The organism is Streptomyces sp. NPDC005435 (assembly GCF_040703155.1).
In the GTDB taxonomy this organism is placed as follows: Bacteria; Actinomycetota; Actinomycetes; order Streptomycetales; family Streptomycetaceae; genus Streptomyces.
The window spans coordinates 141,457-166,828 of sequence record NZ_JBEXEQ010000001.1 but is presented as its reverse complement, the minus strand read 5'-3'; the positions used below and the strand labels follow the sequence as shown (position 1 = coordinate 166,828).

The 25,372-nt window shown below is 71.6% G+C and carries 29 protein-coding genes, 1 tRNA gene and 1 pseudogene; 16 read left to right on the top strand and 15 right to left on the bottom strand.

Annotation, left to right across the window (positions count from 1 at the left end):
- Positions 1-12: 12 nt before the first annotated feature.
- Entirely contained in the window at positions 13-1,803 is a 1,791-nt protein-coding gene (locus tag AB0898_RS00770; protein WP_366800639.1) for a prolyl oligopeptidase family serine peptidase, read from the top strand.
- A 31-nt stretch (positions 1,804-1,834) separates the two neighbouring features.
- Here the strand turns inward: AB0898_RS00770 and AB0898_RS00765 are convergent, their stop codons facing one another.
- Positions 1,835-3,628: an NAD-binding protein gene (locus AB0898_RS00765; protein ID WP_366801032.1), complete on the bottom strand. Its 1,794-nt coding sequence runs from the start codon at positions 3,626-3,628 to the stop codon at positions 1,835-1,837.
- A gap of 155 nt (positions 3,629-3,783) precedes the next feature.
- On the opposite strand from AB0898_RS00765, the gene AB0898_RS00760 reads away from it, so the two are divergent.
- The 8 genes from AB0898_RS00760 to crcB (AB0898_RS00725) all read left to right on the top strand — a co-directional run bounded on the left by AB0898_RS00760 (position 3,784) and on the right by crcB (AB0898_RS00725) (position 9,687).
- The gene (locus AB0898_RS00760; RefSeq protein ID WP_366800638.1) at positions 3,784-4,800 is read left to right on the top strand and encodes a permease; all 1,017 of its coding nucleotides are present in this window, start codon (positions 3,784-3,786) and stop codon (positions 4,798-4,800) included.
- Positions 4,797-5,552: a TIGR03943 family putative permease subunit gene (locus AB0898_RS00755; protein ID WP_366800637.1), complete on the top strand. Its 756-nt coding sequence runs from the start codon at positions 4,797-4,799 to the stop codon at positions 5,550-5,552. Before AB0898_RS00760 ends, AB0898_RS00755 begins: the two co-directional genes overlap by 4 nt.
- 90 nt (positions 5,553-5,642) lie before the next feature.
- The gene (locus AB0898_RS00750; protein WP_366800636.1) at positions 5,643-6,119 is read left to right on the top strand and encodes a carboxymuconolactone decarboxylase family protein; all 477 of its coding nucleotides are present in this window, start codon (positions 5,643-5,645) and stop codon (positions 6,117-6,119) included.
- 85 nt (positions 6,120-6,204) lie between these two features.
- Positions 6,205-7,251: a permease gene (locus AB0898_RS00745; RefSeq protein ID WP_366800635.1), complete on the top strand. Its 1,047-nt coding sequence runs from the start codon at positions 6,205-6,207 to the stop codon at positions 7,249-7,251.
- Positions 7,248-8,231, top strand: coding sequence for a TIGR03943 family putative permease subunit (locus AB0898_RS00740; RefSeq protein ID WP_366800634.1), 984 nt, complete (start codon positions 7,248-7,250; stop codon positions 8,229-8,231). Before AB0898_RS00745 ends, AB0898_RS00740 begins: the two co-directional genes overlap by 4 nt.
- Positions 8,232-8,480: 249 nt before the next feature.
- On the top strand, positions 8,481-8,966 hold the full coding sequence (gene crcB, locus AB0898_RS00735) for a fluoride efflux transporter CrcB (protein ID WP_366800633.1): 486 nt from the start codon (positions 8,481-8,483) through the stop codon (positions 8,964-8,966).
- Positions 8,963-9,316: a DUF190 domain-containing protein gene (locus AB0898_RS00730; RefSeq protein ID WP_366800632.1), complete on the top strand. Its 354-nt coding sequence runs from the start codon at positions 8,963-8,965 to the stop codon at positions 9,314-9,316. Before crcB (AB0898_RS00735) ends, AB0898_RS00730 begins: the two co-directional genes overlap by 4 nt.
- Entirely contained in the window at positions 9,313-9,687 is a 375-nt protein-coding gene (gene crcB / locus AB0898_RS00725; RefSeq protein WP_018547917.1) for a fluoride efflux transporter CrcB, read from the top strand. The genes AB0898_RS00730 and crcB (AB0898_RS00725) overlap by 4 nt, the downstream gene beginning before the upstream one ends.
- Positions 9,688-9,744: 57 nt before the next feature.
- On the opposite strand, the gene AB0898_RS00720 is transcribed toward crcB (AB0898_RS00725), so the two are convergent.
- Positions 9,745-10,464, bottom strand: coding sequence for a TetR/AcrR family transcriptional regulator C-terminal domain-containing protein (locus AB0898_RS00720; RefSeq protein ID WP_366800631.1), 720 nt, complete (start codon positions 10,462-10,464; stop codon positions 9,745-9,747).
- A gap of 114 nt (positions 10,465-10,578) precedes the next feature.
- Between AB0898_RS00720 and AB0898_RS00715 the strand changes: the two genes are divergently transcribed.
- Entirely contained in the window at positions 10,579-12,264 is a 1,686-nt protein-coding gene (locus tag AB0898_RS00715) for a CocE/NonD family hydrolase (protein ID WP_366800630.1), read from the top strand.
- On the opposite strand, the gene AB0898_RS00710 is transcribed toward AB0898_RS00715, so the two are convergent.
- The gene (locus AB0898_RS00710; RefSeq protein WP_366800629.1) at positions 12,234-12,701 is read right to left on the bottom strand and encodes a nuclear transport factor 2 family protein; all 468 of its coding nucleotides are present in this window, start codon (positions 12,699-12,701) and stop codon (positions 12,234-12,236) included. The two genes, AB0898_RS00715 and AB0898_RS00710, sit on opposite strands and share 31 nt — an antisense overlap.
- 164 nt (positions 12,702-12,865) lie before the next feature.
- Between AB0898_RS00710 and AB0898_RS00705 the strand changes: the two are divergent.
- A pseudogene (locus AB0898_RS00705) lies at positions 12,866-13,014 on the top strand (low temperature requirement protein A); the annotation flags it as partial.
- Between the two features lie 196 nt (positions 13,015-13,210).
- Here AB0898_RS00705 and AB0898_RS00700 read toward each other — a convergent pair.
- From AB0898_RS00700 to AB0898_RS00680, 5 genes are all read right to left on the bottom strand, one after another.
- Positions 13,211-13,528 (bottom strand): hypothetical protein, encoded by a 318-nt coding sequence (locus tag AB0898_RS00700; RefSeq protein WP_366800628.1) that lies wholly within the window; start codon positions 13,526-13,528, stop codon positions 13,211-13,213.
- On the bottom strand, positions 13,525-13,800 hold the full coding sequence (locus tag AB0898_RS00695; RefSeq protein WP_366800627.1) for a hypothetical protein: 276 nt from the start codon (positions 13,798-13,800) through the stop codon (positions 13,525-13,527). Before AB0898_RS00695 ends, AB0898_RS00700 begins: the two co-directional genes overlap by 4 nt.
- Positions 13,801-13,893: 93 nt before the next feature.
- Positions 13,894-14,742, bottom strand: coding sequence for a helix-turn-helix transcriptional regulator (locus AB0898_RS00690; protein ID WP_366800626.1), 849 nt, complete (start codon positions 14,740-14,742; stop codon positions 13,894-13,896).
- Positions 14,743-14,745: 3 nt separating this feature from the next.
- The gene (locus AB0898_RS00685; RefSeq protein WP_366800625.1) at positions 14,746-15,264 is read right to left on the bottom strand and encodes a DUF6879 family protein; all 519 of its coding nucleotides are present in this window, start codon (positions 15,262-15,264) and stop codon (positions 14,746-14,748) included.
- 4 nt (positions 15,265-15,268) lie between these two features.
- Positions 15,269-15,511 carry a hypothetical protein gene (locus AB0898_RS00680; protein WP_366800624.1) on the bottom strand — a complete coding sequence of 81 codons (243 nt, stop codon included), beginning with the start codon at positions 15,509-15,511 and terminating at the stop codon, positions 15,269-15,271.
- A gap of 215 nt (positions 15,512-15,726) precedes the next feature.
- On the opposite strand from AB0898_RS00680, the gene AB0898_RS00675 reads away from it, so the two are divergent.
- Positions 15,727-16,482, top strand: a complete 756-nt coding sequence (locus AB0898_RS00675) for an XRE family transcriptional regulator (protein ID WP_366800623.1) — start codon at positions 15,727-15,729, stop codon at positions 16,480-16,482.
- A 394-nt stretch (positions 16,483-16,876) separates the two neighbouring features.
- On the opposite strand, the gene AB0898_RS00670 is transcribed toward AB0898_RS00675, so the two are convergent.
- The 3 genes from AB0898_RS00670 to AB0898_RS00660 form a co-directional block, all read right to left on the bottom strand.
- Positions 16,877-17,701 (bottom strand): alpha/beta fold hydrolase, encoded by an 825-nt coding sequence (locus AB0898_RS00670; RefSeq protein ID WP_366800622.1) that lies wholly within the window; start codon positions 17,699-17,701, stop codon positions 16,877-16,879.
- A gap of 117 nt (positions 17,702-17,818) precedes the next feature.
- Positions 17,819-18,523, bottom strand: coding sequence for a nucleotidyltransferase domain-containing protein (locus AB0898_RS00665; protein WP_366800621.1), 705 nt, complete (start codon positions 18,521-18,523; stop codon positions 17,819-17,821).
- Positions 18,524-18,616: 93 nt separating this feature from the next.
- Positions 18,617-18,832 carry a hypothetical protein gene (locus AB0898_RS00660; RefSeq protein WP_366800620.1) on the bottom strand — a complete coding sequence of 72 codons (216 nt, stop codon included), beginning with the start codon at positions 18,830-18,832 and terminating at the stop codon, positions 18,617-18,619.
- A gap of 158 nt (positions 18,833-18,990) precedes the next feature.
- On the opposite strand from AB0898_RS00660, the gene AB0898_RS00655 reads away from it, so the two are divergent.
- The gene (locus tag AB0898_RS00655; protein ID WP_366800618.1) at positions 18,991-19,965 is read left to right on the top strand and encodes an alpha/beta hydrolase; all 975 of its coding nucleotides are present in this window, start codon (positions 18,991-18,993) and stop codon (positions 19,963-19,965) included.
- Between the two features lie 48 nt (positions 19,966-20,013).
- Here AB0898_RS00655 and AB0898_RS00650 read toward each other — a convergent pair whose 3' ends face one another.
- Positions 20,014-20,889, bottom strand: coding sequence for a helix-turn-helix domain-containing protein (locus tag AB0898_RS00650; RefSeq protein ID WP_366800617.1), 876 nt, complete (start codon positions 20,887-20,889; stop codon positions 20,014-20,016).
- Positions 20,890-21,069: 180 nt separating this feature from the next.
- On the opposite strand from AB0898_RS00650, the gene AB0898_RS00645 reads away from it, so the two are divergent.
- The 3 genes from AB0898_RS00645 to AB0898_RS00635 all read left to right on the top strand — a co-directional run bounded on the left by AB0898_RS00645 (position 21,070) and on the right by AB0898_RS00635 (position 23,397).
- A complete protein-coding gene (locus AB0898_RS00645; RefSeq protein ID WP_366800616.1) occupies positions 21,070-21,981 on the top strand; it encodes an alpha/beta hydrolase in 912 nt (303 codons plus the stop codon).
- 55 nt (positions 21,982-22,036) lie between these two features.
- On the top strand, positions 22,037-22,966 hold the full coding sequence (locus AB0898_RS00640; protein ID WP_366800614.1) for an alpha/beta hydrolase: 930 nt from the start codon (positions 22,037-22,039) through the stop codon (positions 22,964-22,966).
- A 227-nt stretch (positions 22,967-23,193) separates the two neighbouring features.
- Positions 23,194-23,397, top strand: a complete 204-nt coding sequence (locus tag AB0898_RS00635; protein ID WP_366800613.1) for a hypothetical protein — start codon at positions 23,194-23,196, stop codon at positions 23,395-23,397.
- Positions 23,398-23,425: 28 nt separating this feature from the next.
- On the opposite strand, the gene AB0898_RS00630 is transcribed toward AB0898_RS00635, so the two are convergent.
- From AB0898_RS00630 to AB0898_RS00620, 3 genes are all read right to left on the bottom strand, one after another.
- A tRNA-Pro gene (locus AB0898_RS00630) sits at positions 23,426-23,499 on the bottom strand.
- Between the two features lie 76 nt (positions 23,500-23,575).
- Positions 23,576-24,337: a Pr6Pr family membrane protein gene (locus tag AB0898_RS00625; RefSeq protein WP_366800612.1), complete on the bottom strand. Its 762-nt coding sequence runs from the start codon at positions 24,335-24,337 to the stop codon at positions 23,576-23,578.
- Between the two features lie 103 nt (positions 24,338-24,440).
- Positions 24,441-25,370 (bottom strand): metallophosphoesterase, encoded by a 930-nt coding sequence (locus tag AB0898_RS00620; protein ID WP_366800611.1) that lies wholly within the window; start codon positions 25,368-25,370, stop codon positions 24,441-24,443.
- Positions 25,371-25,372 lie beyond the last annotated feature (2 nt).

The window sequence follows — 25,372 nt, the reverse complement described above, 5'->3', positions numbered from 1 at the left end:
GATGCTAGGGGCATGAGTGAAGCTGTGGAGATGCCCGACTGGGAGAAGCGGTTCCGGGCGCCGCGCGTTTCGCTGCCCGACTGGGCCGAGGACGCGCCGGAGCGGTCGCTGTTCGTGTCGAACGCGACCGGCACCTACGAGCTGTACGCGTGGGACCGCGCAAGCGGGGACCAGCGGCAGGTGACCAAGCGGCCCAACGGGACGACCGACGGGGTGCTGTCCCCGGACGGCGCGTGGATCTGGTGGTTCGACGACAAGGACGGCGACGAGTTCGGCGTGTGGCGCCGCCAGCCGTTCGCGGGCGGTCCGGACGAGGTGGCCGTACCGGGCCTCGCGCCCTCGTACCCGGCCGGGCTCGCGCTCGGGCGGGACGGGCGTACGGCGGTCGTCGGGCGGTCCACGGACGAGGACGGTACGACGATCCACCTCGCGCGGGCGGGGGAGGAGCCGGTGGAGCTGTACCGGGACCGGGAGTCCGCCGGGGTCGGCGACCTCTCCCGGGACGGTTCGCTGATCGCGATCGAGCACACCGAGCACGGCGACGCGATGCACGCGGCGCTGCGCGTGCTGCGGGCCGACGGCAGCACGGTCGCCGAGCTGGACGACACGCGCGGCGGCACCGAGGAGCTGGGCCTGGAGGTGCTGGGCTTCGCGCCGGTCGACGGGGACACCCGGCTGCTCATCGGGCATCAGCGCCGGGGCCGCTGGGAGCCGCTGGTGTGGGACGTGGCGAGCGGCTCGCAGACCGACCTCGCGCTCGACCTGCCCGGTGACGTGGCCGCCGAGTGGTACCCGGACGGCAGCGCGCTGCTGGTCTCGCACGGCTTCGAGGCGCGCAGCGAGCTGTTCCGCTACGACCTGGCGGACGGCACGCTGACCCGTATCCCGACCCCGCCGGGCACGGTCTCGGGGGCGACGGCGCGGCCCGACGGCGCCGTGGAGTACCTGTGGTCGTCGGCGGCCGAGCCGCCGGTGGTCCGCTCCACCTCGGGCGGGGTCGTCCTGGACCCGCCCGGCATGACGTGCCCGCCGTCGGTCGCGGTGGAGGACGTGTGGGTGGAGGGCCCCGGCGGCCGTATCCACGCCCTGGTCCAGAAGCCGGCGGGCGCCACCGGTCCGCTCCCCACGGTCTTCGACCTCCACGGCGGCCCGACCTGGCACGACAGCGACTCCTTCGCCGCGGGCCCGGCCGCCTGGGTGGACCAGGGCTACGCCGTGGTCCGCGTCAACTACCGCGGCTCCACCGGCTACGGCCGTGCCTGGACCGACGCGCTCAAGCACCGGGTCGGCCTGATCGAGCTGGAGGACGTCGCCGCGGTGCGCGAGTGGGCCGTCTCCTCCGGCCTCGCCGACCCCGAGCGCCTGGTCCTCACCGGCGGCTCCTGGGGCGGCTACCTCACCCTCCTCGGCCTCGGCACCCAGCCCGAGGCGTGGACGGTGGGCATCGCGGCGGTCCCGGTCGCGGACTACGTCACGGCGTACCACGACGAGATGGAAGCGCTGAAGGCCATGGACCGCACCCTCCTCGGCGGCACCCCGGAGGAGGTCCCCGACCGCTTCGAGGCGTCCTCTCCGCTGACGTACGTCGACCAGGTCAAGGCCCCGGTCTACATCTCCGCCGGCGTCAACGACCCCCGCTGCCCCATCCGCCAGATCGACAACTACGTCGACCGCCTCCGCGCCCGCGGCGCCGCCCACGAGGTCTACCGCTACGACGCGGGCCACGGCTCCCTGGTCGTGGACGAACGGATCAAGCAGGTGGGCCTGGAAATGGACTTCGCGCGGCGGCACTTGGCTCGCTGAACCGGGTGAACCCTCAGGGGGCCGGCGGGACTCACCCGAGTTCCGCCAGCCCCCGACGTGTCGCCGCGACGACCACGCGGTCGCCCTTGCGCAGGACGTAGTCCGGGGTGGCGTCCGGGTGGCCCTCCAGGGCGAGGACGCGCCAGGTGCCGGGGTGGAAGGCGTCGGCGAGGGTGCGGCCTTCCAGGTCGGGGTGGCCGGTCACTTCCAGGGAGGCGAAGAGGAGGACCCGGCGTTCGACGGGGAAGGCGCCGAGGACGCGGCGGCCGAGCATCGCGCCGGCGAAGGCGGGGGCGGACAGATAGGTGACGCTGCGGCTGCGGGTGGTGGCCTGGGGGTGGGCGGCGCGCAGGGTGCGGTAGACGGCGGTGGCGAAGTCGTCGTCGTACAGCCGCAGGACGACCCTCAGCTCCGGGTGCAGCGAGCGGGCGTACAGCGCCGCCTCCAGGTTGGTGGTGTCCGCGCTGGTCACCGCGAGCAGCGCCGACGCGCGGTGGATCTTCGCCGACTCCAGGACGCCCTCCTGGGTGACGTCGCCGAGGACGACCGGGACCCGCAGCCGCCGGGCCACCGCGAGCCCGCGCGCCTCGGGGCCCGACTCCACGCACACCACCGGGATGTCCAGCTCCCGCAGCCGCACCAGCACCCGCGTGCCGATCTTCCCGAGCCCCAGCAGCACCACATGCCCGCCGAGCCCGCGCGGCGGCTTGCGCAGCGCGCCCACCGTGCGGAACGTGCCGAGCCCTTCGAGCACCGCCGCCAGCAGGACCGGCAGCAGCAGCAACCCCGTGAGCCCGGACAGGAGTTGGAGGATCTGGCGGCCGAGCGGCTGCCCGAGCGCGGGCTCGTCGATCGCGAACAGGTCGAGCAGCGTGAGGTAGAAGGCGCCGAGGGGATGGATGCCGGTCACGAGCGCCAGCGCCACCGCCAGCGCGAGCACACACGCCGCGAGCCCCGCCAGCGACCAGCGCAGCCGCGGTGAGAACAGCGAGGCCAGCGGCGGTACGACCCCCATGCCGAGCCCGGCCCCGGCCGTCTGCCCCGCGCTCGCGCTGACCTGCTCCAGCACGATCCGCGACCGGTTCCCGGCCTGCCGTACCTCCTCGTCGGAGGGCAGCATCCGGGGCCGCTGGTCGGCGGAGCCGTCCGCCGCGTCGGGCGGCGAGAGCAGCGCCAGGGTGCACAGCCCGGGTGCCCCCTCCGGCGGCGCCGCCCGCTCCACCGCGCGCAGCATCAGCCCGTCGGTGTGCACCACCCGGCTGGTCCCGGTGAGCGCGGTGGCGGCCAGCGCGGGCGCGGCGGTGTCGGCGTCGGACAGCACGCTGGTCGAGCCGTCGGGCAGCCCGAGTTCGTCGTCACCGGCGGCCAACGCGGCTGCCTGGTCGAGGAGTTCCTCGATGTGCTGGCCCAACCGCCGGTTGTAGAGCCGCAGTACGAGCCGGACACGGGGGTTCAGCCGCCGCGCGGTCAGCGCCGCGCGGATGTTGGTCTCGTCGTCCTCGTACACGAGCGCCAGCGCCGCCGCCCGGTCCACACCCGCCTCGGCGAGCACGGCCTCGGTGGCGGCCGGGGCCTCCAGCACGTGCTCGCCGTAGGAGTGCTGAGGAACAGGCGGTGGTACGGCCGCGTTCGCCGCGCCCCGCCCGACCGCCGCGTTCACCATCCGGTCGAACAGCGCCGCCGACGCCGACCGGGGCGGCCCGACCATCGGCGGCCCCGCCGTGTCCGCGCCCGGCGGTACGACCAGGACGACCTGCTCGCCGTAGACTCCGCGCAGTTCGGCGGTCAGCCGGCGCGCGAGTCCGTCGTCGCCGCACACCACCATGTGCCCGGACGCTCCGCCCGACCCGCCCTGCCCAGGAATGCTCCCCACGAGGGAAAAGAGTGCCCCAAGGAGCGGCCCGGTTCCAGGCATGGCGTGAACGGGCGCGCCCCGGGGTGCGTACCGCCCGAAGGAGTACCGATCCGGAGGGAACACCCGTGGCCATCACCGAGGACGCCCCACCCGCGCACAGGGGCGGGGAGGGGGAGCCCGGCGGGGAGGGCCGCCCGCGCCTCAGCTCCCCCCTCGTGCTGACCCTGATCCTCCTGCTCGCCGTGCTCGCCCAGTCCCCGGTCCGCGGCGCGCTCGGCACCCCGGTGATGCAGAGCTGGACGACCGTCTTCGTGGCCGTCACCGTCCAGGCGCTGCCGTTCCTGGTCCTCGGCGTGCTGCTGTCCGCCGCGCTCGCGGTGTTCGTGCCCGCCTCCTTCTTCGCCCGGGCGCTGCCGAGCAGGCCCGCGCTCGCCGTACCGGTCGCCGGACTCGCCGGTGCCGTCCTGCCCGGCTGCGAGTGCGCCTCGGTGCCGGTCGCGGGCGCGCTGGTGCGGCGGGGCGTGACGCCGGCCGCCGCGTTCGCGTTCCTGCTGTCGGCGCCCGCGATCAACCCCGTGGTCCTCACCGCCACCGCCGTCGCCTTCCCGAACAACCCCGAGATGGTCTTCGCCCGCTTCGGCGCGAGCCTCCTCGTGGCCTGCGGCATGGGCTGGCTGTGGCAGCGGCTCGGCCGCACCGACTGGCTGCGCACCCGCGCCCACGGCGCCCACGAGGGCGCGACGAAGGGCGAGACGTTCTGGAACTCCGTACGCCACGACACCGTCCACGCGGGCGGCTTCCTGGTGCTCGGCGCGATGGCCGCCGCCACGCTGAAGGCCGTCGTACCGGCCACCTGGCTCCGACTGGCCGCCGACAACCCGGTGTTGTCGGTCCTCGCGCTTGCCGTCCTCGCCGTACTGCTCTCCATCTGCTCGGAGGCGGACGCGTTCGTCGCGGCGTCGCTGACCGAGTTCTCGATGACGGCCAAGCTCGTGTTCCTGGTGGTGGGCCCGATGATCGACCTCAAGCTCTTCGCCATGCAGGCGGGCACGTTCGGCCGGGGCTTCGCGCTGCGCTTCGCCCCGGCCACCTTCGCCGCCGCCGTCGCGGGCGCGGTCCTGACCGGGGCGGTGCTCCTGTGAACCGGCACGCCCAGGCGGCGGTCCTCTTCCTGCTCGGCGGCGCGCTGCTGCACGCGGGCACGACGGATCTGTATCTGCGGTACGTCAAGGCGGGGTTGCAGCCGTTGCTGCTGGCGGCGGGGGTGGTGCTGATCGTGACGGCGGGGGCGACGGTCTGGTACGAGCGGCGGCGGGCGAAGTCGGCCTCCCGGGAAGGAAGTTCAGCGGAGGAGGTCGTACGGGACGATCACGAGGCCCACGCCCACCCCGAGCCCGGCGTCTCCTGGCTCCTGGTCCTCCCCCTCCTCGCCCTCATCCTCGTCGCCCCGCCCGCCCTCGGCTCGTACAGCGCCCTGCGCACCGGTACCGCGCTCCAAAAGCCCTTCGGCTACGAGCCGTTGCCCGCGAGCAACCCGGTCCCGCTGACCGTCGTCGACTACGCCTCCCGCGCCGCCTACGGCCACGGCCGCACCCTGCACGGCCGCGCCGTCCGTGTCACCGGCTTCCTCGCGCTGGACGGCTCCGGCCGGCCCTACCTCGTCCGCATGGCCCTCAACTGCTGCGCGGCCGACGCCCAGCCGGTCAAGATCGCCCTGACCGGCCAACTCCCGCCCGTCCTGCGCCCCGACGCCTGGCTGGAGGTGAGGGGCACGTACACCCCGAAACTGACCCGCGACCCGGTCAACGGCGGCCCCATCCCGTACCTGAAGGTCACGTCCACGAAGCCGGTACCGACACCGCGCGACCCGTACGACGAGACCTGGAACAAATAGTGACCCGGGTCACCCCGGGCCGTGTCACATCCCGGCGCCGTCCTCCGTCGTAACCGTGTATCCATCGGAAACGGCACCAGGGAGTGCGGCATGGAAGCACGGCTCAACGTCTTCGCCAACCCGATCTCCGGCAAGATCATCAAGCACCTCGGCGCGGCCGGACTCACGCTCGCCGAGTCCTCGCTGCCCGCCTCGACGCAGGAGCTGGTGAAGATCCGCGCCAGCCAGATCAACGGCTGCGCCTTCTGCCTCGACATGCACACCAAGGAGGCCGTGCACGCGGGGGAGACCCACCAGCGGCTGCACCTGGTCGCCGGGTGGCGCGAGGCCACCGTCTTCACCGACGCCGAGCGCGCCGCCCTGGAGCTGGCCGAGCAGGGCACCCGGATCGCGGACGCGGCCGGCGGGGTCCCGGACGAGGTGTGGGCGAACGCGGCCAAGCACTACGACGAGGAGCAGCTGCTCGCGCTGGTCACGCTCGTCGCGCTCATCAACGCGTACAACCGGATGAACGTCATGCTCCAGCTGCCCGCCGGGGACTACCAGGTGGGTCAGTACGCCGCCTGAGCGCAACCCTGTGAGACGGCGTGTGCGCACGGCCGCGCCCGCGCCGCTCGCATAAGGTCGGCCACACCCGACATCCGGAGTGAAAATGGGAAAAACGGATGAACTGGTGGGTGTGGCCGACGGGACGGCGACAGTCGTCACCACCCCGCCGGTGCGCCCCGCCGTCCTGCGGCCCCGGCCCCGCCCCGTCGCCGTGGCCCTCGTCGCGGCGGCCGCCGTCGGCACGGCGGTGCTGCTGCTCGCCCGGACCGGATGGCTCGACCAGCCCGCCGTCCAGGCGTGGCGCACCATCTGCCTCGCCATCGCCGTCCAGGCGCTGCCCTTCCTGCTCCTCGGCACCGCCCTGTCCGGCGCCATCAACGCCTTCGTCCCCGCCGACCTGTTCACCCGGGTCCTGCCCAAGCGGGCCGCGCTCGCGGTGCCGGTCGCGGGGGTCGCGGGCGCGATCCTCCCAGGGTGCGAGTGCGCCTCGGTGCCGGTGGCGAACAGCCTGATCAGACGGGGTGTCACCCCGGCCGCCGCGTTCGCGTTCCTGCTCTCCGCGCCCGCCATCAACCCCGTCGTGCTCACCGCCACCGCCGTCGCCTTCCCGGGCAACCCCGCGATGGTCGCCGCCCGGCTGCTCGCCTCGCTGGCCACCGCCGCCGTGATGGGCTGGCTGTGGCTCTGCTTCGGCAAGGAGAAGTGGCTGCGCCCCGCCGTACGGCACACCGGGCACCAGCACGGACACAGCCGCTGGACGGAGTTCCGGCACGGCTTCCAGTACGACTTCCTGCACGCGGGCGGCTTCCTCGTCCTCGGCGCGATGGCCGCGGCCACCTTCAACGTCGCCGTCCCGCGCTCGGTCCTCGACACCTTCTCCGGCTCACCCTGGCTGGCGGTGCCCTTCCTCGCCGGACTCGCCGTGCTGCTCGCGGTGTGCTCGGAGGCGGACGCGTTCGTGGCGGCCTCGCTCACGGGCTTCTCCCCCATGGCCCGGCTCGCTTTCATGGTGGTCGGCCCCATGGTGGACCTCAAGCTGATCGCCCTTCAGGCGGGCACGTTCGGCCGCGCGTTCGCGCTCCGCTTCTCGGCGGCGACGACGGTCGTGGCGGTCGCCGCGAGCGTCCTGGTGGGAGGTGCGCTGCTGTGAGACGCACCGTACAGAGCGGGCTGCTCTTCCTGACGGGCGCGGGGCTGCTCCACGCCTCCCTGTTCACGACGCTGTACCTCCGGTACGTGAAGGAGGGGCTGCGGCCGCTGCTGGTCGCGTCGGGGGTGGTGCTGATCGTGCTGGGGGTGATGAACCTGGTGCTGGAGATGCGTGGGGGCGGGAGACGGTTGTCGGGCGGCCGCGGGCACGTGGGCCCCGACGACGTGGGCCGGGGGCACGTGGGCCGGGGGCACGTGGGCCGCGGGCACATGGGCCGTGACCACATGGGCCATGGGCACATGGACCGCGACCACACGGACCACGGGCACATGGACCGTGACCACACGGGCTACGGGCACATGGGTCATGACCACATGGACCACGGGCACATGGGCCCCGACCACATGGGCCCCGACCACACGGCCCCCGGCCACACGGACCACGGCCACGACCACTCCCGCGCCCCCAAAGTCGCCTGGCTCCTCGCCCTCCCCGCCCTCAGCCTCCTGGTCTACGCCCCACCCGCCCTCGGCGCCTACACCGCCTCCCACGCGAGCACGAAGTCCGCACCCCCGGTCACCCAGTCCCGCTTCGACCCGCTCCCCGCCTCCACCGCCCCCGTCCCCTTGACCCTGACCGGCTTCACCAACCGCGTCCAGCAGGACCCGGCGAAGTCGCTGAGGGGCCGCGCGGTCCAGCTGACCGGGTTCGTCACGCCGGGCGGCGCGGACGGCGGCTGGTATCTGACCCGGATCATCTTCACGTGCTGCGCGGCCGACTCCCAGACCGTGAAGCTCCGGATGTACGGCCCGGAGGCCCCGCCCGCCAACACCTGGCTCTCGGTCACCGGCACCTGGCACCCGGCCGGCACCCTCGGCACCAAGTCGGCGGCCGCCGCACTGGACGTCCACGAGACCCACACCGTGGCGCAGCCGATCAACGCGTACACGGACGACCTGCCGCTGACCGTCGGCTCGTAAAGCGGTGAAGCCCGTACGAGCCGTACGAGCCGTACGAGCCGTAAAGCCGTAGAAGCCCGGGCCCGCCGGTGACGTGGTCACTCATGGCGGGCCCCGGGTAGGCTGGGTGACCGGCCGTGCCTTCGGGGCGCGGCGCGGCGGTGGGGCTCGCCGTACCCGAACCGCGGCATCGACGCCGCCAACAGTCCCTGCTTGCGATGGAGTGTGCCCGCGTGCGCGGGCCCCGGGCGAGTAGGGAGACGTACCTTCATGACAGCATCGCGACCCGCCACGGCGAGAGAACCCGTGGACCCCGACGTGGATCTGCGCGTACCCCGCGAACGCGTGCGGTCCTGGCGGGCGCAGGCGCCCGTCGTGGCCGTCGTCTCGGTGGGCGGCGCGATCGGCGCGACGGCGCGGTACGCGGGCTCACTGCTGTGGCCGACGGCCGCCGATGGTTTCCCGTGGACCACCTTCGTGATCAACGTGACCGGCTGCGCGGTCATCGGCGTGTTCCTGGTCCTCGTCAGCGAGGTCTGGACGGCCCACCGCCTGCTGCGCCCCTTCTTCGGCACCGGCGTGCTCGGCGGCTACACGACCTTCTCGACGTACGCCGTCGAGATCGAGCGCCTGGTGAACGCGGGCGAGGCCCGTACCGCCCTTCTCTACCTGGCCGCGACCCTGTTCGCGGCCCTCGGCGCGGTGGCGCTCGCGGTCACGGCCACGCGCCGCGTCCTCGCCTGGAGGCAGTCATGACGGCGACACGGCTGACCGGGGACGCCCTGCGGGTGACGATCTTCATCGGTGAGCACGACACCTACCACCACAAGCCGCTGTACAGCGAGATCGTCCACCGCGCGCACGCGGCCGGGCTCGCGGGCGCGAGCGTCTTCCGGGGGATCGAGGGCTTCGGCGCGACCTCCCTCATCCACACCGCCCGGCTGCTGTCCCTGAACGAGGACCTGCCGGTGGCCATCGTGATCGTGGACACGGAGGACCGGGTGCGGGCGTTCCTGCCCCAGCTGGACGAGCTGGTGGGATCGGGACTGGTGATTCTGGACGACTGCGAGGTCATCCGTTACGTGGGTGAGGAGAGGCACGCGTGAACTGGCTGCTGGTGATCGTCGGGGGCATGGCCGGGGCACCGCTGCGCTATCTGACCGACCGTTTCGTGCAGAAGCGTCATGACGCGGTGTTCCCCTGGGGCACCTTCACCGTCAACGTCATCGGCTGCTTCATCCTCGGCCTGCTGACGGGCGCGGTGGTGGCGGGCGCCGCGTCCAGCAACGTGCAGTTGTTGCTCGGCACGGGGCTGTGCGGCGCCCTGACCACGTACTCCACCTTCTCCTTCGAGACCCTGCGCCTGGCCGAGGACGGGGCGCGGTTCCTCGCGGCGGCGAACGTGGTCGCGAGCCTGGTGGCGGGGCTGGGGGCGGCGTTCGTGGGGACGGCGGTGGCGGAGGCGATCTGGGTCTGAGGACCCGGGGCGGTCGCGGGCGCGCGAGAGGCGCGCGGGCGGGGTGCGCGCCCGGTGTCAGGCGGTGTCCAGGCCGTCGACCAGCCGGTTGAGGAACCGGTCGAAGGTCGCCTCCAGGGAGGCCGGCCGCCCCGGCGCGGCGGCCAGCGCCCCGGCCAGTTCCGGATGGTGGCCGTCGGTGGCCACGGCGGTGAGATAGCGGGCCTCGGCCGGGCTCCAGCCCGGTGAACCCGCGCTCGCTGCCTGCGCCAGCTCATGGCGGACATGCCCGGCCACGAAGGCCGTGAGCTGGGCGAACACCTCCAGGCGGGCCGCACCGTCGAGCCCGCTCGGCCGGAGCGCCACGAGGGCGTGTTCGAGGAAGTCCAGGGCGCGCGGTCCCGGGATGTGCCGGGTGACGAGGGTGTCGGGCACCCAGGGGTGGCGCAGCATCAGCGCGCGCTGCCGGCGGGCCAGCGTCTTCAGGTCGGCCCGCCAGTCGCCGGTGAGCGGGTCCGTGCGCGGCAGCTCGCCGCAGACGTGGTCCGTCATCAGCGCGAGCAGGGTGTCCTTGTCGGGCGCGTAGGTGTAGAGCGACATCACGCCCGCGCCGACCTCGGCCGCGACCCGCCGCATGGTGACCGCGTCCAGGCCCTCGGTGTCCGCGAGGGCGACCGCCGCCGCCGTGATCGCCGTACGGCTGAAGGAGGGCCGTCGGCCCCGGCGCGGCTCGGGGTCCCCGAGCCACAGCCGCTCCGGATCGACCCCCGAGGGGCCCGGTCCCTTGTCGTGCGGCACGCTCTCCGCGCTCCTTCCCTGCACCGACTTTTCCGGGATCATCCAAGCACCCTCTTTTCTCGTACACGGTACGGAATCTATTCTCGTACGCAGTACGGAACAAGGAGGGGAACGATGACGTCCGCCACGCCCGACACCGTGACCGCCGCACGCCCGGCCGGAGGCCGCCCGCCGCTGTCCGCGCGCCTGCTGAGAGCGGTCTTCCGGGGACTGCCGGCCAAGCGGCACGCCGTGGGCTGCGAGAGGGGCCTCGCCGTACCGGCCGGCGACGGCAGCCCGCTGCTCACCGACCACTACTTCCCGCGCGCCGAGGGCGACTTCCCCACCCTCCTGGTCCGCTCGCCCTACGGCCGGGGCCTGCCGTGGAGCGCGATGTACGGGCTGCTCTTCGCCGAACAGGGCTTCCACGTCGTCCTGCAGAGCTGCCGGGGTACGGGCGGCTCGGGCGGCACCTTCGACTTCTGGCGCAACGAACCCGCCGACGGCCAGGCGGCGGTCGCGTGGCTGCGCCAACATCCCTGGTTCAACGGCACGTTGGGCACCGTGGGCCCCAGCTACCTCGGCTACACCCAGTGGGCCCTCGCCCTCGACCCGCCGCCGGAGCTGAAGGCGATGGTGGTCCAGATCGGTCTGCACGACCCGCACGCCGTCTTCCACACCGACGGCGCGCTGCACCTGGACAACGCTCTCGCCGTAGGGGCCGGAATGGGCCACCAGCACCGGGGCGCCCTCGCGTTCACGGGAGTGACCCTGCGGCTGAGGCGCCGTCTGCGGGGCATCCTCGCCACCCGCCCCCTGCGTGGCGCATACCGCCCCGCGCTCGGCGAACTGCCCTGGCTGGAGGGCGCGATGAGCCACCCGGACGCCGGCGACCCGTACTGGAGCGGGAGTTCACTGGCCGAGGCGGCCGAGGGCCTCCGCGTCCCCACCTGCCTGATCGCCGGCTGGCACGACGCCATCGCAGGTCAGAGCTTCGAGCAGTACGCACGCCTGCGCCGCGCCGGAGGCGAGAACGCCCTGCTCGTCGGCCCCTGGACCCATCACACCGCGCTCCAGGAGGGCTGGCCGGAGGTGTTCGCGGAGAGCCTCGCCTGGCTGCGCGCCCATCTGTGCGAGGACCGCTCCGCGCTGCGCCCGACCGAGGTGCGCGTCCATCTCGGCGGCGCCTGGCGGGACGTGGACCAGTGGCCCGCCAAGTCGGCGGACGTCTCCTGGTACCCGTTCCCCGGCGCCCACCTCACCCGGCAGGCCCCCGTGGACAACTCCCCCGTGGAGTCCTTCGGTTACGACCCGGACGACCCCACCCCGGCCCTCGGCGGCCCCCTGCTCTCGCCCGGCGCGGGGCCCCGCGACAACCGCCCTCTGGAGGCCCGCGCCGACGTCCTGACCTTCACCGGACCGCCGCTCACCGAGCCGCTGGACATCCTGGGCCCGGTCACCGCCCGGCTCGCCGTCTCCACCGACACCGGGCACGCCGACGTCTTCACCCGCCTGTGCGACGTGGACCCCGAGGGCCGCTCCGTCAACGTCTGCGACGGGCTCGGCCGGGCCCGTACGGCAGGCGACACGCCCGCGCGTCTCACCGTGCCGATGGGCACCACCGCCCACCGCTTCCCCGCCGGGCACCGCGTCCGCTGGCAGATCAGCGGCGGCGCCCACCCGCGCTACGCCCGCTCCTCCGGCACCGGTGAACTCCCCCTCGACGCCACCACGTTCGTCCCCGCGCGCATCACCGTCCACGCGGACTCGGAGCTGACCGTGCCCGGCCTTCAGAGCCCGAGGTCCGACAGCCCCGGGTGATCGTCGGGCCGCCGGCCGAGCGGCCAGTGGTACTTCCGCTCGCCCTCGGTGATCGGCAGGTCGTTGATGGAGGCGAGGCGTACGCGCATGAGCCCATCCGCGTCGAACTCCCAGTTCTCGTTGCCGTAGGACCGGAACCAGGTGCCCGAGTCGTCGTGCCACTCGTAGGCGAACCGCACGGCGATCCGGTCCCCGGTGAAGGCCCACAGCTCCTTGACCAGCCGGTAGTCCAGCTCCCGGGCCCACTTGCGGGTGAGGAAGGCGACGATCTCGTCCCGGCCGCGCAGGAACTCGGAGCGGTTGCGCCAGCGGCTGTCGGGCGAGTAGGCGAGGGCGACCTTCTCCGGATCGCGCGAGTTCCAGCCGTCCTCGGCGAGGCGCACCTTCTCGACGGCGCTCTCACGGGTGAAGGGGGGAAGCGGCGGGCGGGCGGCCATGGGGACTCCAGGGGCTGGGGGCCTCCATTCCACCGCGGGACGGCGGGCGACGCATCCGAGGCGGGTGCGGGCGACGCATCCGAGGCGGGTGCGGACGCCGCCCTTACCGTGTCGGCATGAACCAGTCACAACCCATCGGAAACGGCCGTTCCTGATACCGCCCCATGGTGGCCCGCCCCACCGACGAACGGCACCGCGTCGCCACCGTCCTGGAGCTGTTCCTCGACCTCTGCTTCGTCACCGCGGTCGCCGAGGCCACGGGGGACACGGGGTGCTCGGGTACGCGCTCGTGTTCTTCGCGATCTGGTGGGCGTGAACCAACCGGGCAACGCCTGATCGCGGGATGCCTGACCAGTGGGGATGAACGCCGAAGGCCCCGCCGCACACCACTGGGGCAGTGCACGAGCGGGGCCCCTGGCTACGCCCTCACCGCTCCGAGGGAAGCGGCACCCAGTCAATGGGCGGACCGGGGCGAGTGCCTGAGCGCGTCGGCTCAGTCGGGGAGCCGTCTACCCCTGCACAAGGCTTGTCCGGTCGGAGGCGTCGCTGCCCGGCACACTGACGGTGTTGTTCGGCTTCGTCAGCGGGCCGGGGTCCTGGTCGGCGCGGGTGACGCGCGCATGGTCGCTGAATTCGCGCCGGTAGAGACCGTGGCCCGGATTCAGTCCCGTGTGTCTGAGTGCCCAGTCCTGGGCGTCCTCGGCGTTCGCCTGCGGGCCCGACGATTCCTCGCACCCAAACGTCATGCAGAACAGCTGGGCGACGACTCCGCCCGCCGGCTCATGCCGGATCGAGTGCTCTACGAATCGGTACACAGCGCGGGTCACGCGTGCTCGGCCGCGTGCTCGGCCTCCAGCTCGGCCGCGTGCTTGTCCGCGAGGTGGCGGCGCAGTCGTACGTTGATGTCCGACCGCTTGCTCCCGTCGCCGCACGCTTTCGCCCTCTCCCGCTCGACACGGTGCATGGCGCACTCCGCGCAGTTGGGCATGGGCTCGGGGCCGGTCTCGAACACGAGCGAGAGATCCAGGGGGACTCCCTGGCTCCCGGTGGGGGTCATCAACGCGAGTTCTTCGGGCGTTCCCTGAGTCGTCTTGGCCATGTTCGCCCGCCCCTTCGCAGTCGTCCGTGTGACGACCACGCTAGGAACACCCGAACCCCAACTCACAGCCGATTGCACGCGATTGCGCGCCGATCACACGAGAGAGTCACGCGCCTTGGTCAGCAGCGCACGGGCCTTGTCGCCGTAGACGGCCGTGTCGGCCAGCGTGGTGAAGGTGTCGGCGTACGCCGCTATCTCGCTGGGCTGCGTGATCGTGAGGTAGCCGGACACAAGCTCTACGTTCACCTGGGCCCTGTCGAAGATCCAAAAGCCCTCTACGGGCATACGAGCCCGGCCGAGTCGAGTAGGCACTACGCCCACGCTGACGTTGGGTAGCGCGTTCACCGTCAGCAGGTGGTCAAGCTGTTCTGCCTGCGTCTCGGCGTCGCCAAGCCCGTTGCTCAGCGTGGATTGCTCGACCAGGAACGCGAACCGCCGTTGCCCCTCGTAGAGCACTTGCTGACGTTCCATGCGTGCGGCCACAGCGTCGGCCACGTCATCGACGCTTACCCGCCTCCGCTGGACCGCGCGCAACACGTCCTCGGTGTAGTCGAACGTCTGAAGAAGACCGGGGAAGAGACCCGGCGAGTAGGCACGAAACCAGCGGGTGCGCTCGTACAGCGGCAAGCGGGCTTCCTGCGGCCGTCGCAGCCCGGCACGCTCCATCCGGCGCCAGGACACCCACATGCCCTCCACGGCCCTCAGAGAGGCGATCAGGTCCGCCGCCTGGTCCGCCGCGCCGCAGGCTTCGCACCACGCCCGGATGTCGTCCTCGCTGGGCTGCGTCTTCGCTGTCGAGATCCGGGACACCTTGGACGGATGCCAGCCACACAGCGCGGCAAGGTCCTTGCCCCCAAGCCCGGCGTCCTTGACCAACTCCCGTAGGCGGTCGGCAAGGAGCTGCCGGGCTTGCTGGACGCTAGACGATGCTGATTGAGCCATGACTCACTGAACCGGCTTGTACTCCTCGTGCGGCGTCGCCCGATCCCACACCAACTCAAAGGAAGATGCGACGAGTTGGATCACTTCCGGTTCCGTCCTCCACTCGCGGTCAACGACTTCCCCGACCCCAGAGAAGTACGTGAACAACACCGCCTCGCCGTCGAACATCCACAGGTCGGTACCGGGCAGCGGGATATCAGCGGCCCGGCGACGGGGCAGCCAGCGGACAAGTTCCCCCGCCACGACATTCGGGAACGTCACGTCATGCTCGTACCGGATGTAGTCAGTCACCGGCTCAGAGACGATCCGTGCCCGTCGCATGACGACACCGCGCGCCGTCGTCTCCGTCACCACGTCCAGGAACGGACGCCACCACTCGGACCGATCGGCGGCGGGGTTCAGCCGCTTGCCGTTCTGCCACGCGATGAACTCGGGGTCGTTCGGCTGGTAGGTGTCGCGCATCTCCAGGTGCACAGCGGACCGGCGAGCCTTGGCCAGACCCTCAAGCACAGGGTTCGTCATCGCCCTACTCGCTGTCGTGAGGGGGCAGGTACTGCCGCATGACCTTGGGCAGGCGGATGATCACCTCGTGATCCGGAACGTCCGTACTGTGCCCCGGAATCGAGCCGATCTCCTGGCACGCTTTCACTTCCCCCTCCGTGGCCCGGTACGACTGGATCAGCAGGTCTCCACTGTCTTCGTCCAGCCAAATCGTCGGCGAGTCAGTGTCCGGCGTGTTCGGGATGATCCCGAGGAACCGCAGCTTCACGCTTACCCTCCCGCTGTGTCGATCCAATTGCAGTTGATTGCATGACTCTCACTCGCCCGGTGGAACCCGTCAAGACCGCCTGTTTCTACCGGACGTGATCACGCCAGAGGTGGTTATCCATCCAACTGACCCTGGCCCTCTTCGCAGGAGTCGCCCCTGCTCTCCCTCAAGCTCACGGGCGGCGGCACGGACAAGGACGGTGCCAGGGGGTTGACTTGAACGCTGCTCTTAGGTCTGCGATGGATGACGCAAAACTGACGCCACGTCAGCTCGCATACCGGGTGGGGGTATCAGCCAAGCAAGTGGAACGATGGCTGGGTGACGCAACGATCACCCCGCACGCGAGGAACCGAGCGGACGCCTGCCGAGCGCTGGGAGTAGATGAGGACATGCTTTGGCCAAAGGTTGTGCAGGAGCGCGTTAAGACAGGGAATGACCGGGAGCTGGTACACAGCTACCCCTATCGCTCCGCGTGCCCGTCAACGGTCTGGTCTCAGTTGGTCGAATCAGCGAGCGGCGACGTGTTCCTCGCTGGCTTTACGAACTACTTCTTTTGGACCCAGGTTCCACACTTTGCCGAAACGCTGCGCACGAAGGCGGAGAACGGCTGTCGTATCCGCTTCCTGCTCGGTGACCCGGAAGGGGAGGTGACCAGACAGCGCGAGGAAATCGAAGACGTGGCGCTATCGGTATCCACCCGCATCCGAATCACTCTGGAGCACCTGGACCGGCTCGGCCCGCTGCCCAACGTAGAAGCGCGGTTCTCTGCCCCGCTGGACGCGATCAATCACGTGAGCCTGTCTGTGTTCCGGTTCGACGGCGAGGAACTTGTCACGCCGCATCTGGCCCGGCTCGTCGGCCATGACTCCCCGCTGTTGCACCTGCGCCGGCAGGGAGCCGGGGGGATGTTCGACCGGTTCGCGGAGCACGCCGAAGAGCTGTGGGGGCGCGCTATCCCCCGGACTGCCTAGGAATCGAAGGGTGCCCGAATCCCTTGGAAAAACTGGGGATTCGACGCCTGTAACCCCCGAGCCGCAAAAGACCGACTTTCGAATCGAAGGCCCTCCGCCAGAACACAAAACCCCCGACAGCCGGTGAGGCCATCGGGGGTAGGTAGGAACGTTCCTAGGTTGAACGAAGCCCGAGCGGCCATCGGAACAGTGTGTGCGCCACCTCTGGGTTAATCCGTGCTGCGGTTACAACCGTTCGTGCTTGCGTCCACCTTTGCGCTGAAAGAAAGGGAAGGGATAGTAGGCGGCGACCCGATCGGCGGTAGCTATTCGCGGGCGGACCCAGGCGCGGAGGAGGCGTGACGGGGTGGCCGGCCTGACGGGTGGGTCGGCCTGACCAGGGAGCCGTCCCCTCTCACCCCCGGTCGACCCTCTCCAGGAACTCCCGGATCAACTCGCTCACCACCACCGGCTGTTCCACCGTGCTGCTGTGCCCCGCCCCCGGCACCACCTCAAGCCGCGCCCCCTTCACCGCCGCCGCGATCCGCTCCGACTCGACCGGCGGAGTGGCCGCGTCGTCGGCGCCGACAACGACCAGGGTGGGTACGGAGATCCGGCCGAGCTCGTCGCGGACGGCGGGCCGCTCGCTGACGCCGAGGACGGCCTTGCGGATGCCGGACCGCCGGCAGCGCCGCAGCCGCCGTACCCACTCGTCCACGATCGGCGCGCTCGCCGGTGACGCGAGGAACTCCGGTCCGAACATCTCGGCCTTGACCCGCCCCAGGACCGGTCGTACGCCGGTGACTTGGTAGACGTTGGCCAGCAGCCGGTACTCCGCGGTCTTCGCCCCGTCCTCCGCGTCCGCGCTCGTGTCGAGCAGGGTGAGCGACCGGAGCAGCTCCCCGTGCCGGGCCGCGAGGCGCTGTCCGACGAAACCGCCCATGGAGAGGCCGACGTAGTGAACGGCCCCGAGCCCGAGCCCTTCGATCACCGCGACGGCGTCGGCGGTGAGGGTGTCCATGTCGTACCCGTCCGGCGTCGCCGGGGTCTCCCCCTGCCCCCGCCAGTCCACGGTCACGCACCGGTAGTCCCGCCGCAGCGCCTCCACCTGCGGATGGAACATCCACCCGCTGAAGAGCAGCCCGTGCCCGAAGACGACAGCGGGCGCGTCGGGCTTCCCCGGAGGCGCCCCGGTGTCGGTGCAGAAGACGGAGACGCCGTTGACGTCGATCAAGGGCACGCGGGGCTCCTTCACGCTCAAAGGCGATCTCGCCGAAGGGGTGGCAGCCGAGCGTAAGGGTGCGCGGGGAGATGCTCAACGGTCATGCGGGTGAGAGCAGTTCGGTCCGCCCGGCCGCTACGGCGTCCCGCCCCGCCGGTACCCCTCCCACAACCGCCCGCCCACGGCCCCGAGCACCTCGTCCACGACCCCCACCAGCAACTCGTCCCGCCCGCCCAGCACTTCCAGCAGCCCCCACCGCAACCGTCCCGCGAGCCCCGGCTCCGCTCCCTCCAGCCGTCGCGCCAGCCACTTCCCGCCCCCACGCCAGGAGCGCTCGCTGATCAACGCCAACTCGCCTGTCCGCCGTACGAGTTCGGTGCCGATGAACAACCGCTCGTCCTGATCCCGGCTACCCGCCAGGTCGTCGAGCAGATCGGTGATCGCGTACCGCAGATCGCCGATCACGTCGCCGGCCACCCCCGGCGGCCCCGCATCGGCCAACTCCCCTGCCCGGGCGGCGATCCGCGCCCCCACCCCGTCCACGTCGAACAGCAACTCCCCGTCGGCACACATGAAAAGCAACGGCGACCGCCCCGCGCCCACCTCCCGCCCGACAAACGCTCCCCACGTCCCCTCGGTGTGCACGAACATCTCCACCGGCAGGCCCCCGCTCCGGAAACTCTCCCGATACGGCGCCGGCTCCCCCCACAGCAGTACGACGACATCGAGGTCCGACATCGCCGTCCGCCGCTCCGTGAGAACACTGCCCCCGAGAAAAGCGGCCCGGGCATCGGGGTGCCGCTCCAGCACCAGGTCCCGCGCGATCGCCACCACATCCATGCGGCGACTATGCAGCGCCCGTCCCGCCACCCGCACGGCCTTTTCCCCCGGCGCGGCGGGCCGCACGCCGCCGGGAGCGGCCCATGCCCCGGGCTACGTCCCCTCCGCGATACGGCGTCCGTGGGCGGCGGCCCGGAGCAGGGAGCGGGCCACCCGTTCGGCGTCGTCCGGGCGGAGGCGGATCTCCTGTGTCCACAGCACCGACAGCCGCACGGTGCCGTCCAGCAGGTTCGTCGCGACGTCGACCTCGACACCGTTGCCCGTGGAGTCCGTGACGTTCAGGTCCAGGTCACTGCTGTAGGCGCTCATGCGGCCAAGGATGTACGACCCCTCAGGGGGCGGCGACCGGATTCCGTGGCCCCGCCCGAGGTGCCGCTCCTCGGCCACGACCGGAAACTGTCGGAGGAGGCGGCTCGGCACCTTCGGCACCCTCCCCGCCATCGCCGTCGGCCCCCGCAAGGAGCACCATGGCGCACGTACCGCCCCCCTTCGACCCCGAACTCGCCGTCACGCTCAAGGCCGTCAACCAGGTCATGCCGCCGGCGCTGACCGCCGAGCAGATCGGCATGGCCCGCCGGAGCCCGGCCCTGCGGATACTGGCCGACACGGACCCGACCATGGGCGGCGCCTTCGAGACCGAGGACCGTACGGTGCCGGGCCCCGACGGCGCCCCCGACATCTCGCTGCTGATCTGCCGCCCCACCACGCCGTCGGCGGGCCGCCCCCGTCCCGTCGTCTACTTCGCCCACGGCGGAGGCATGGTCCTGGGCGACAACAGGTCCGGCGTGGAGCTGCCCCTGTCCTGGGCCCGGGAACTGGACGCGATCGTGGTGTCCGTGGAGTACCGGCTGGCACCGGAGCATCCGCACCCCGCGTCTGTCGAGGACGTGTACGCCGGTCTGCTGTGGACGGCGGAGCACGCCGGGAAGCTCGGCGGCGACCCCGGGCGGATCGTCACGGCGGGTACGAGTGCCGGAGGCGCCCTCACGGCCGCGCTGGGACTCCTCCTGCGGGACCGAGAGGGCCCGCGGCCGGTCGGGCAGATGCTGCTGTGCGCGATGCTCGACGACCGCAACGACTCGCCCTCCACCCACCAGATGGCGGGCATCGGCGTCTTCGACCGTACGGCCAACGACACGGCGTGGACGGCGCTGCTCGGCGAGCGCCGCGGCCGCCCGGACGTCTCCCCCTACGCCGCCCCGGCCCGCGCCGAGGACCTCACCGGCCTGCCCCCGACCTTCATGGACGTCGGCTCCGCGGACACCCTGCGGGACGAGGTCGTCGCCTTCGCCTCCCGCCTCTGGCAGTCCGGGGGCGTGGCCGAACTCCACGTCTGGCCCGGCGGTTTCCACAGCTTCATCGGCTTCGCCCCCGAGGCGACGCTGTCCCGGTCGGCCCGTGTGGTGCAGGTGGACTGGCTGCGCAGGCTTCTCGCGGAGTAGCGGGCTCCTGGGCGCGGAGGCAGGTGACGTACTCTCCGTAACCCCAGGTCAGCGGGCCGCCGGCCCCGCCCGGTCCGCTCCCGCCGCGCTCGCCGTCCAGGAGGCGAGTATGCGCAGGGCGTCGTAGGAGGGCGTGCCCGGCTCCGCCGTGTAGGTGACGAGCTGCTGGTCGGGGTCGGTGACGCAGGTGAGGGTGTTCCAGTCGAGGGTGAGGTCACCGGCGACCGGGTGCCGCAGCACCTTGGTGCCCATGCCCCGCGTGGCGACCCGGTGCGCGCCCCACCAGCGGCGGAAGTCCTCGTCCCGCATCGAGAGCTCACCGACGAGGGCGGTCAGCCGCGGGTCCTTCGGATCCCGCGCGGCCTCCATGCGCAGCTGGGCGACGCCGGTCTGGGCGACCTCCGTCCAGTCCCGGTACAGGGCCCTGACCGAGGGGTTCAGGAAGACCATCCGGACGTAGTTGCGCTGCTTGTCGGGGATGTGGTCGAAGTCGCCGAGGAGCGCGGCGGCCAGCGGGTTCCAGGCGAGGACGTCCATCCGCCGGCCCAGCACCATGGCCGGTACGTTCGTCAGGTTGTCCAGCAGCTGCCGCAGCTGCGGCTGGACCTTCTGCGGGGCCTGCCGGCGCGGCCGGGAAGTGTCCTTCCCGGCCAGCTCCAGCATGTACGCGCGCTCGTCCTCGCCGAGCCGCAGAACCCGGGCGATGGTGTCCAGCACCGGCGCGGAGGCCTGGCGGCGCCCCTGTTCGATACGGGTGTAATAGTCGGTGCTGATCGAGGCGAGCAGGGCCACCTCCTCCCGCCGCAGCCCCGTGACGCGGCGCCGGCCGCCGCCCTCCGCCAGCCCCACCTCGGCCGGGCCGAGCTCCTTCCGCCGGGCCTTGAGGAAATCACCCAGCTCATTGCGGTGCGTACTGCTGCTCATGCCGACGAGTCTGCCAGGAAGAGGCGTTTCCGAGAGGGGGACAGTTCTGTCCCCGGACAGGAACGGCCCATTTCGCGGGGGCGCGACGCGTGCGAATGTCGAAGACGTGGCCGGTGGAAAGCGATCCGAATTCCAGGCCACCGGAATTTCCCCGCCCCCACGAAGGAAACACCGAAAGACATGAAGCAGAACGTATCTTTCCCCAGCGCCGGTCTGAAGATCTCCGGAACCCTGTTCACTCCGGACGGGCACGAGGGCGGGCCGCTGCCGGCCGTCGTCGTCTCCCACCCGGCGGGCGGCGTGAAGGAGCAGACCGCGAGCGTCTACGCCGAGCGCCTGGCCCGCGAGGGCTTCGCCGCGCTGGTCTTCGACGCCGCCCACCAGGGCGAGAGCGAGGGCACCCCGCGCGGCCTGGAGAACCCCTTCCAGCGCGCCGAGGACGTCCGCGCCGCCGTCACGTACCTGACCACCCGCGACGACGTCGACCCCGCCCGCGTCGGCGCGCTCGGCATCTGCGCCTCCGGCGGCTATGTGCCGTTCGCCGCGCAGACCGACCACCGCGTCAGGGCCGTCGCCACCGTCAGCGCCGCCGACACCGGCGACCTGTTCCGCCGCGGGCTCGGCCGCACCCAGGGCCCGGAGGTCCTTCAGGCCATGCTCGACCAGGCCGGCGCCCTGCGCACCGCGGAGGCCCGCGGCGAGGCCCCCACCATGCAGAACTGGGTGCCCGAGTCGCAGGAGGGCCTGGCGGAGGGCACCCTGTGGCGTGAGGGCTCCGAGTACTACTACACGCCGCGCGGCCACCACGAGCGCTCGAACACCGGCTGGGTGCTGCGCAGCATCGACCAGCTCGCCCAGTACGACTCGTACGCGCTGATCCGGCTCCTCGCCCCCCGCCCGCTGCTGATGATCATCGGCTCGAAGGCCGACACCGCCTACTTCAGCCGCGAGGCCGTCGCCGAGGCCGGTGACAACGCCGAACTGTTCGTCGTCGAGGGCGCCACGCATGTGGACCTCTACGACAAGGACGAGTACGTCACCCCGGCGGTCGCCGAGCTGGCGGGCTTCTTCGGCAAGCACCTGGCCGCCTGACCCATCCCCCTGCCGCCGCCCCTGCGACGGCCCCCCAAGAGGAAGAAGCAGAACCATGCAGAAGGAATCCGTGCGCTTCAAGAACCGCACCTGGGACGTGGCCGCCGACCTCCGCCTCCCGGACGGATTCGACCCGGCCAAGAAGTACCCGGCCATCATCTGCGCCCACCCGATCAGCAGCTGCAAGGAGCAGACCTCGGGGAACGTCTACGCCGAGCGCCTCACCGAACTCGGCTACGTCACCCTCGCGTTCGACGCCTCGTACCAGGGCGAGAGCGGCGGCGAGCCCCGCTACCTGGAGGACCCCGCCACGCGTGTGGAGGACTTCCGCTGCGCCGTGGACCACCTGGTCACGCTCGACTACGTGGACGAGGACCGCATCGGCGTCGTCGGCGTCTGCGGCGGTGGCGGTTACGCCGCGAAGGCCACGATGACCGACCACCGCATCAAGGCGCTGGGCACCGTGGTCGCCGCGAACTACGGCCGGCTCATGCGCGAGGGCAACCTGACCCCGGACGCGGCGGTCGAGGCGCTGGAGGCGATCGGCAGGCAGCGCACCGCCGAGGCACGGGGCGCCGAGCCGCTGCTCACCACCTACATCCCGAACTCCCCCGAGGAGCGGGAGAAGGCCGGCATCGGGGACGTGGACATCGTCAACGCCGTCGAGTACTACCGCACGCCCCGGGGGCAGAACCCCAACTCGCCGAACAAGCTGCGTTTCTCCGGCCTCGAGGCGGCGATGGGCTTCGACGCCTTCCACCTCGCGGAGGTCCTGCTGACGCAGCCGCTCCAGATCATCGTCGGCGACGTACCGGGCGCCTTCGGCTCCTACCGCGACGGCTTCGAACTCTTCGACCGGGCCCGCTCGGACAAGAAGGACATCCTCGTCGTCCAGGGCGCGAGCCACTACGACCTGTACGACCAGCCGAAGTACACCGCACAGGCGCTGGACAAGCTGGAGTCCTTCTTCGCGGAGAACCTCTAGCCGGACGGGGGTGGCCGCCACCGGGCGGCCACCCCCTCGGCGCGCGCTCGCGTTTTGCCCATCCTCAGCAAATTGAATCTCGCAGGCGAACCGTCCATCCCGAAGCCGGACGAAAACGCCTCGACAACAGCCTCCCGCGCTTTACGCCGCGCGCCCGATGAACAACGGATTCGTGGTCCTCACCTTCGCCGCGCCGACCGACCGCCGCATGAAAGCGGTGGCGACAGGTGAGCGCGGTCAACATCGGCGACATGCTCCACGACGGCGCGGACCTGACCGGCCAGAACCCCGCCCTCCCCCTGCTCACCGAGTCCCACCGGACCCGCACGAAGAGCGAGGGAAACCCGGCACTCCCGGAAGCGGCGCAGAAGGCCCCGCCGCGCAGCATGACGCGCGAGGTCCGCATACAGGAAGGGCCTGATCCTCACTGAGGATCAGGCCCTTCCTGTTACTGCACTGTCGGGGTGGCGGGATTTGAACCCACGACCTCTTCGTCCCGAACGAAGCGCGCTGCCAAGCTGCGCTACACCCCGATGTCGCTGCTGTCGCGGCGACGTCGTTTACTTTAGCCCACTGGCGGCCGGAGACGAAATCCGGTTGTTGGCGAGGTCAGACGCGGCGGCGGGTGGGGGTGGGGCGGGTGTGGTCGGTGGCTATGAGGAGGAGGGCCGTGGCGTAGATCGCGAGGCCGATGAGGAGGGCGTTGGCGAGGGTGCTGCGGTAGCCGTGGGTGGCGGCGTCCAGGAAGGGGTAGAGGTAGCGGCCCCGCATGCTGTCCGCGGGGATGAACAGGGCCCGGGTCAGGGTGAAGATCAGGTACGCCAGCGGGTACACCAGCCACGCCGCCGCCTGGCGTATGTGCAGGCGGGGGGCCGGGGTGAACAGCAGCCAGTCCAGCACGGCCGCCAGCGGCAGCACGGTGTGCAGGATCTGGAGCGCGCCCCACTGGGCGTGCCAGCGCTCCGGGATCGCCGACGTGCCCGTCATCGTGAACGAGGGCGTCGTGTGGGCCAGGAGCACGTGGTACGTCAGCGCGCTCGTCACCATGTAGAGGAGCGCCGCCCCCGACACCGCCGCGGGGAGTGCCCGGCGGGCCCGCCAGGAACGGGACGCCGACAGGAGCATGACCACCGCCAGCAGGGCCGCCGCCTGGACACCGAAGTAGCTCAGGACGCGGGACGGGGCGCCGATCATGAGCTCCAGGGCGATCCCCGCCAGCGCCAGCAGCGCGGTACCCAGACGGAAGAGCGCCACCCAGGGGCGCCGGATCGGGGCCACCACCGCCGTCACCGGCACCGGCGACGGCTGGAGGACGGGCGTGCTGGGGATCGCCGGCAGGTCCCGGATCTCCCTGGGTATCGGTGCGGTCATGCCCTTCACGCTAGGCATGAGGGGGGAATGGGGCCATCTGGCGTACTCCGCCAGGGTTAACCCCGATTTTTCCCCAGTGTTCGCGCCCCCAGTGTCCGCACCCCTAGTGCTCGCGCCCCACCAGCGTCAGCAGCGTCACCTCGGGCGGACAGGCGAACCGCACCGGCGTGTACCGGTTCGTCCCGCACCCCGCCGACACGTGCAGATACGACGTCCGGTCCGCGACCGTGTGCGTAGACAGCCCCTTCACCCGCTCCGTGTCCAGGTCGCAGTTGGTGACCAGCGCGCCGTAGAAGGGGATGCAGAGCTGGCCGCCGTGGGTGTGACCGGCGAGGATCAGCGGATAGCCGTCCTCCGTGAACGCGTCCAGCGTGCGCAGGTACGGCGCGTGGACCACGCCCATCGAGAAGTCGTGCGTGCCCGTGGGGCCCCCGGCGACCCGGGCGTACCGGTCGCGCTTGATGTGCGGGTCGTCCAGGCCTGTCAGCTCGATCGAGGAGCCGTCGATCTTCAGGGTTCCCCTGGTGTTGGTCAGGTTGAGCCAGCCGGCCGAGTCGAAACCGTCCCTGAGGTCCTCCCAGGGGTTGTGGACCACGCCGGTGGCGGGGGCGTTGCCGTTCAGACCGTGCCGGCCGCTGGCCTTCTCGAACAGGTAGCGGGCGGGGTTGCGCAGCTTGGGGCCGTAGTAGTCGTTGGACCCGAAGACGTACGCCCCCGGGAACTCCATCAGCGGGCCGAGCGCGTCCAGCACCTCCGGGACGCCCTCGGGGTCCGAGAGGTTGTCGCCGGTGTTGATCACGAAGTCGGGGCGCAGGCCCGCCAGCGACTGCAGCCAGCGCCGCTTCTTGCCCTGGCCGCTCACCATGTGGATGTCGGAGACCTGGAGCACCCGCAGCGGGCGCATGCCCGGCGGCAGCACCGGCACCGTCACTCGTCGGAGGCGGAAGGAGCGGGCCTCGAACCCCGCCGCGTACGCCACTCCGGCGGCGCCTGCCGCCATGATCCCCAGGGGTACTCCATATCGCGCGCGCATAC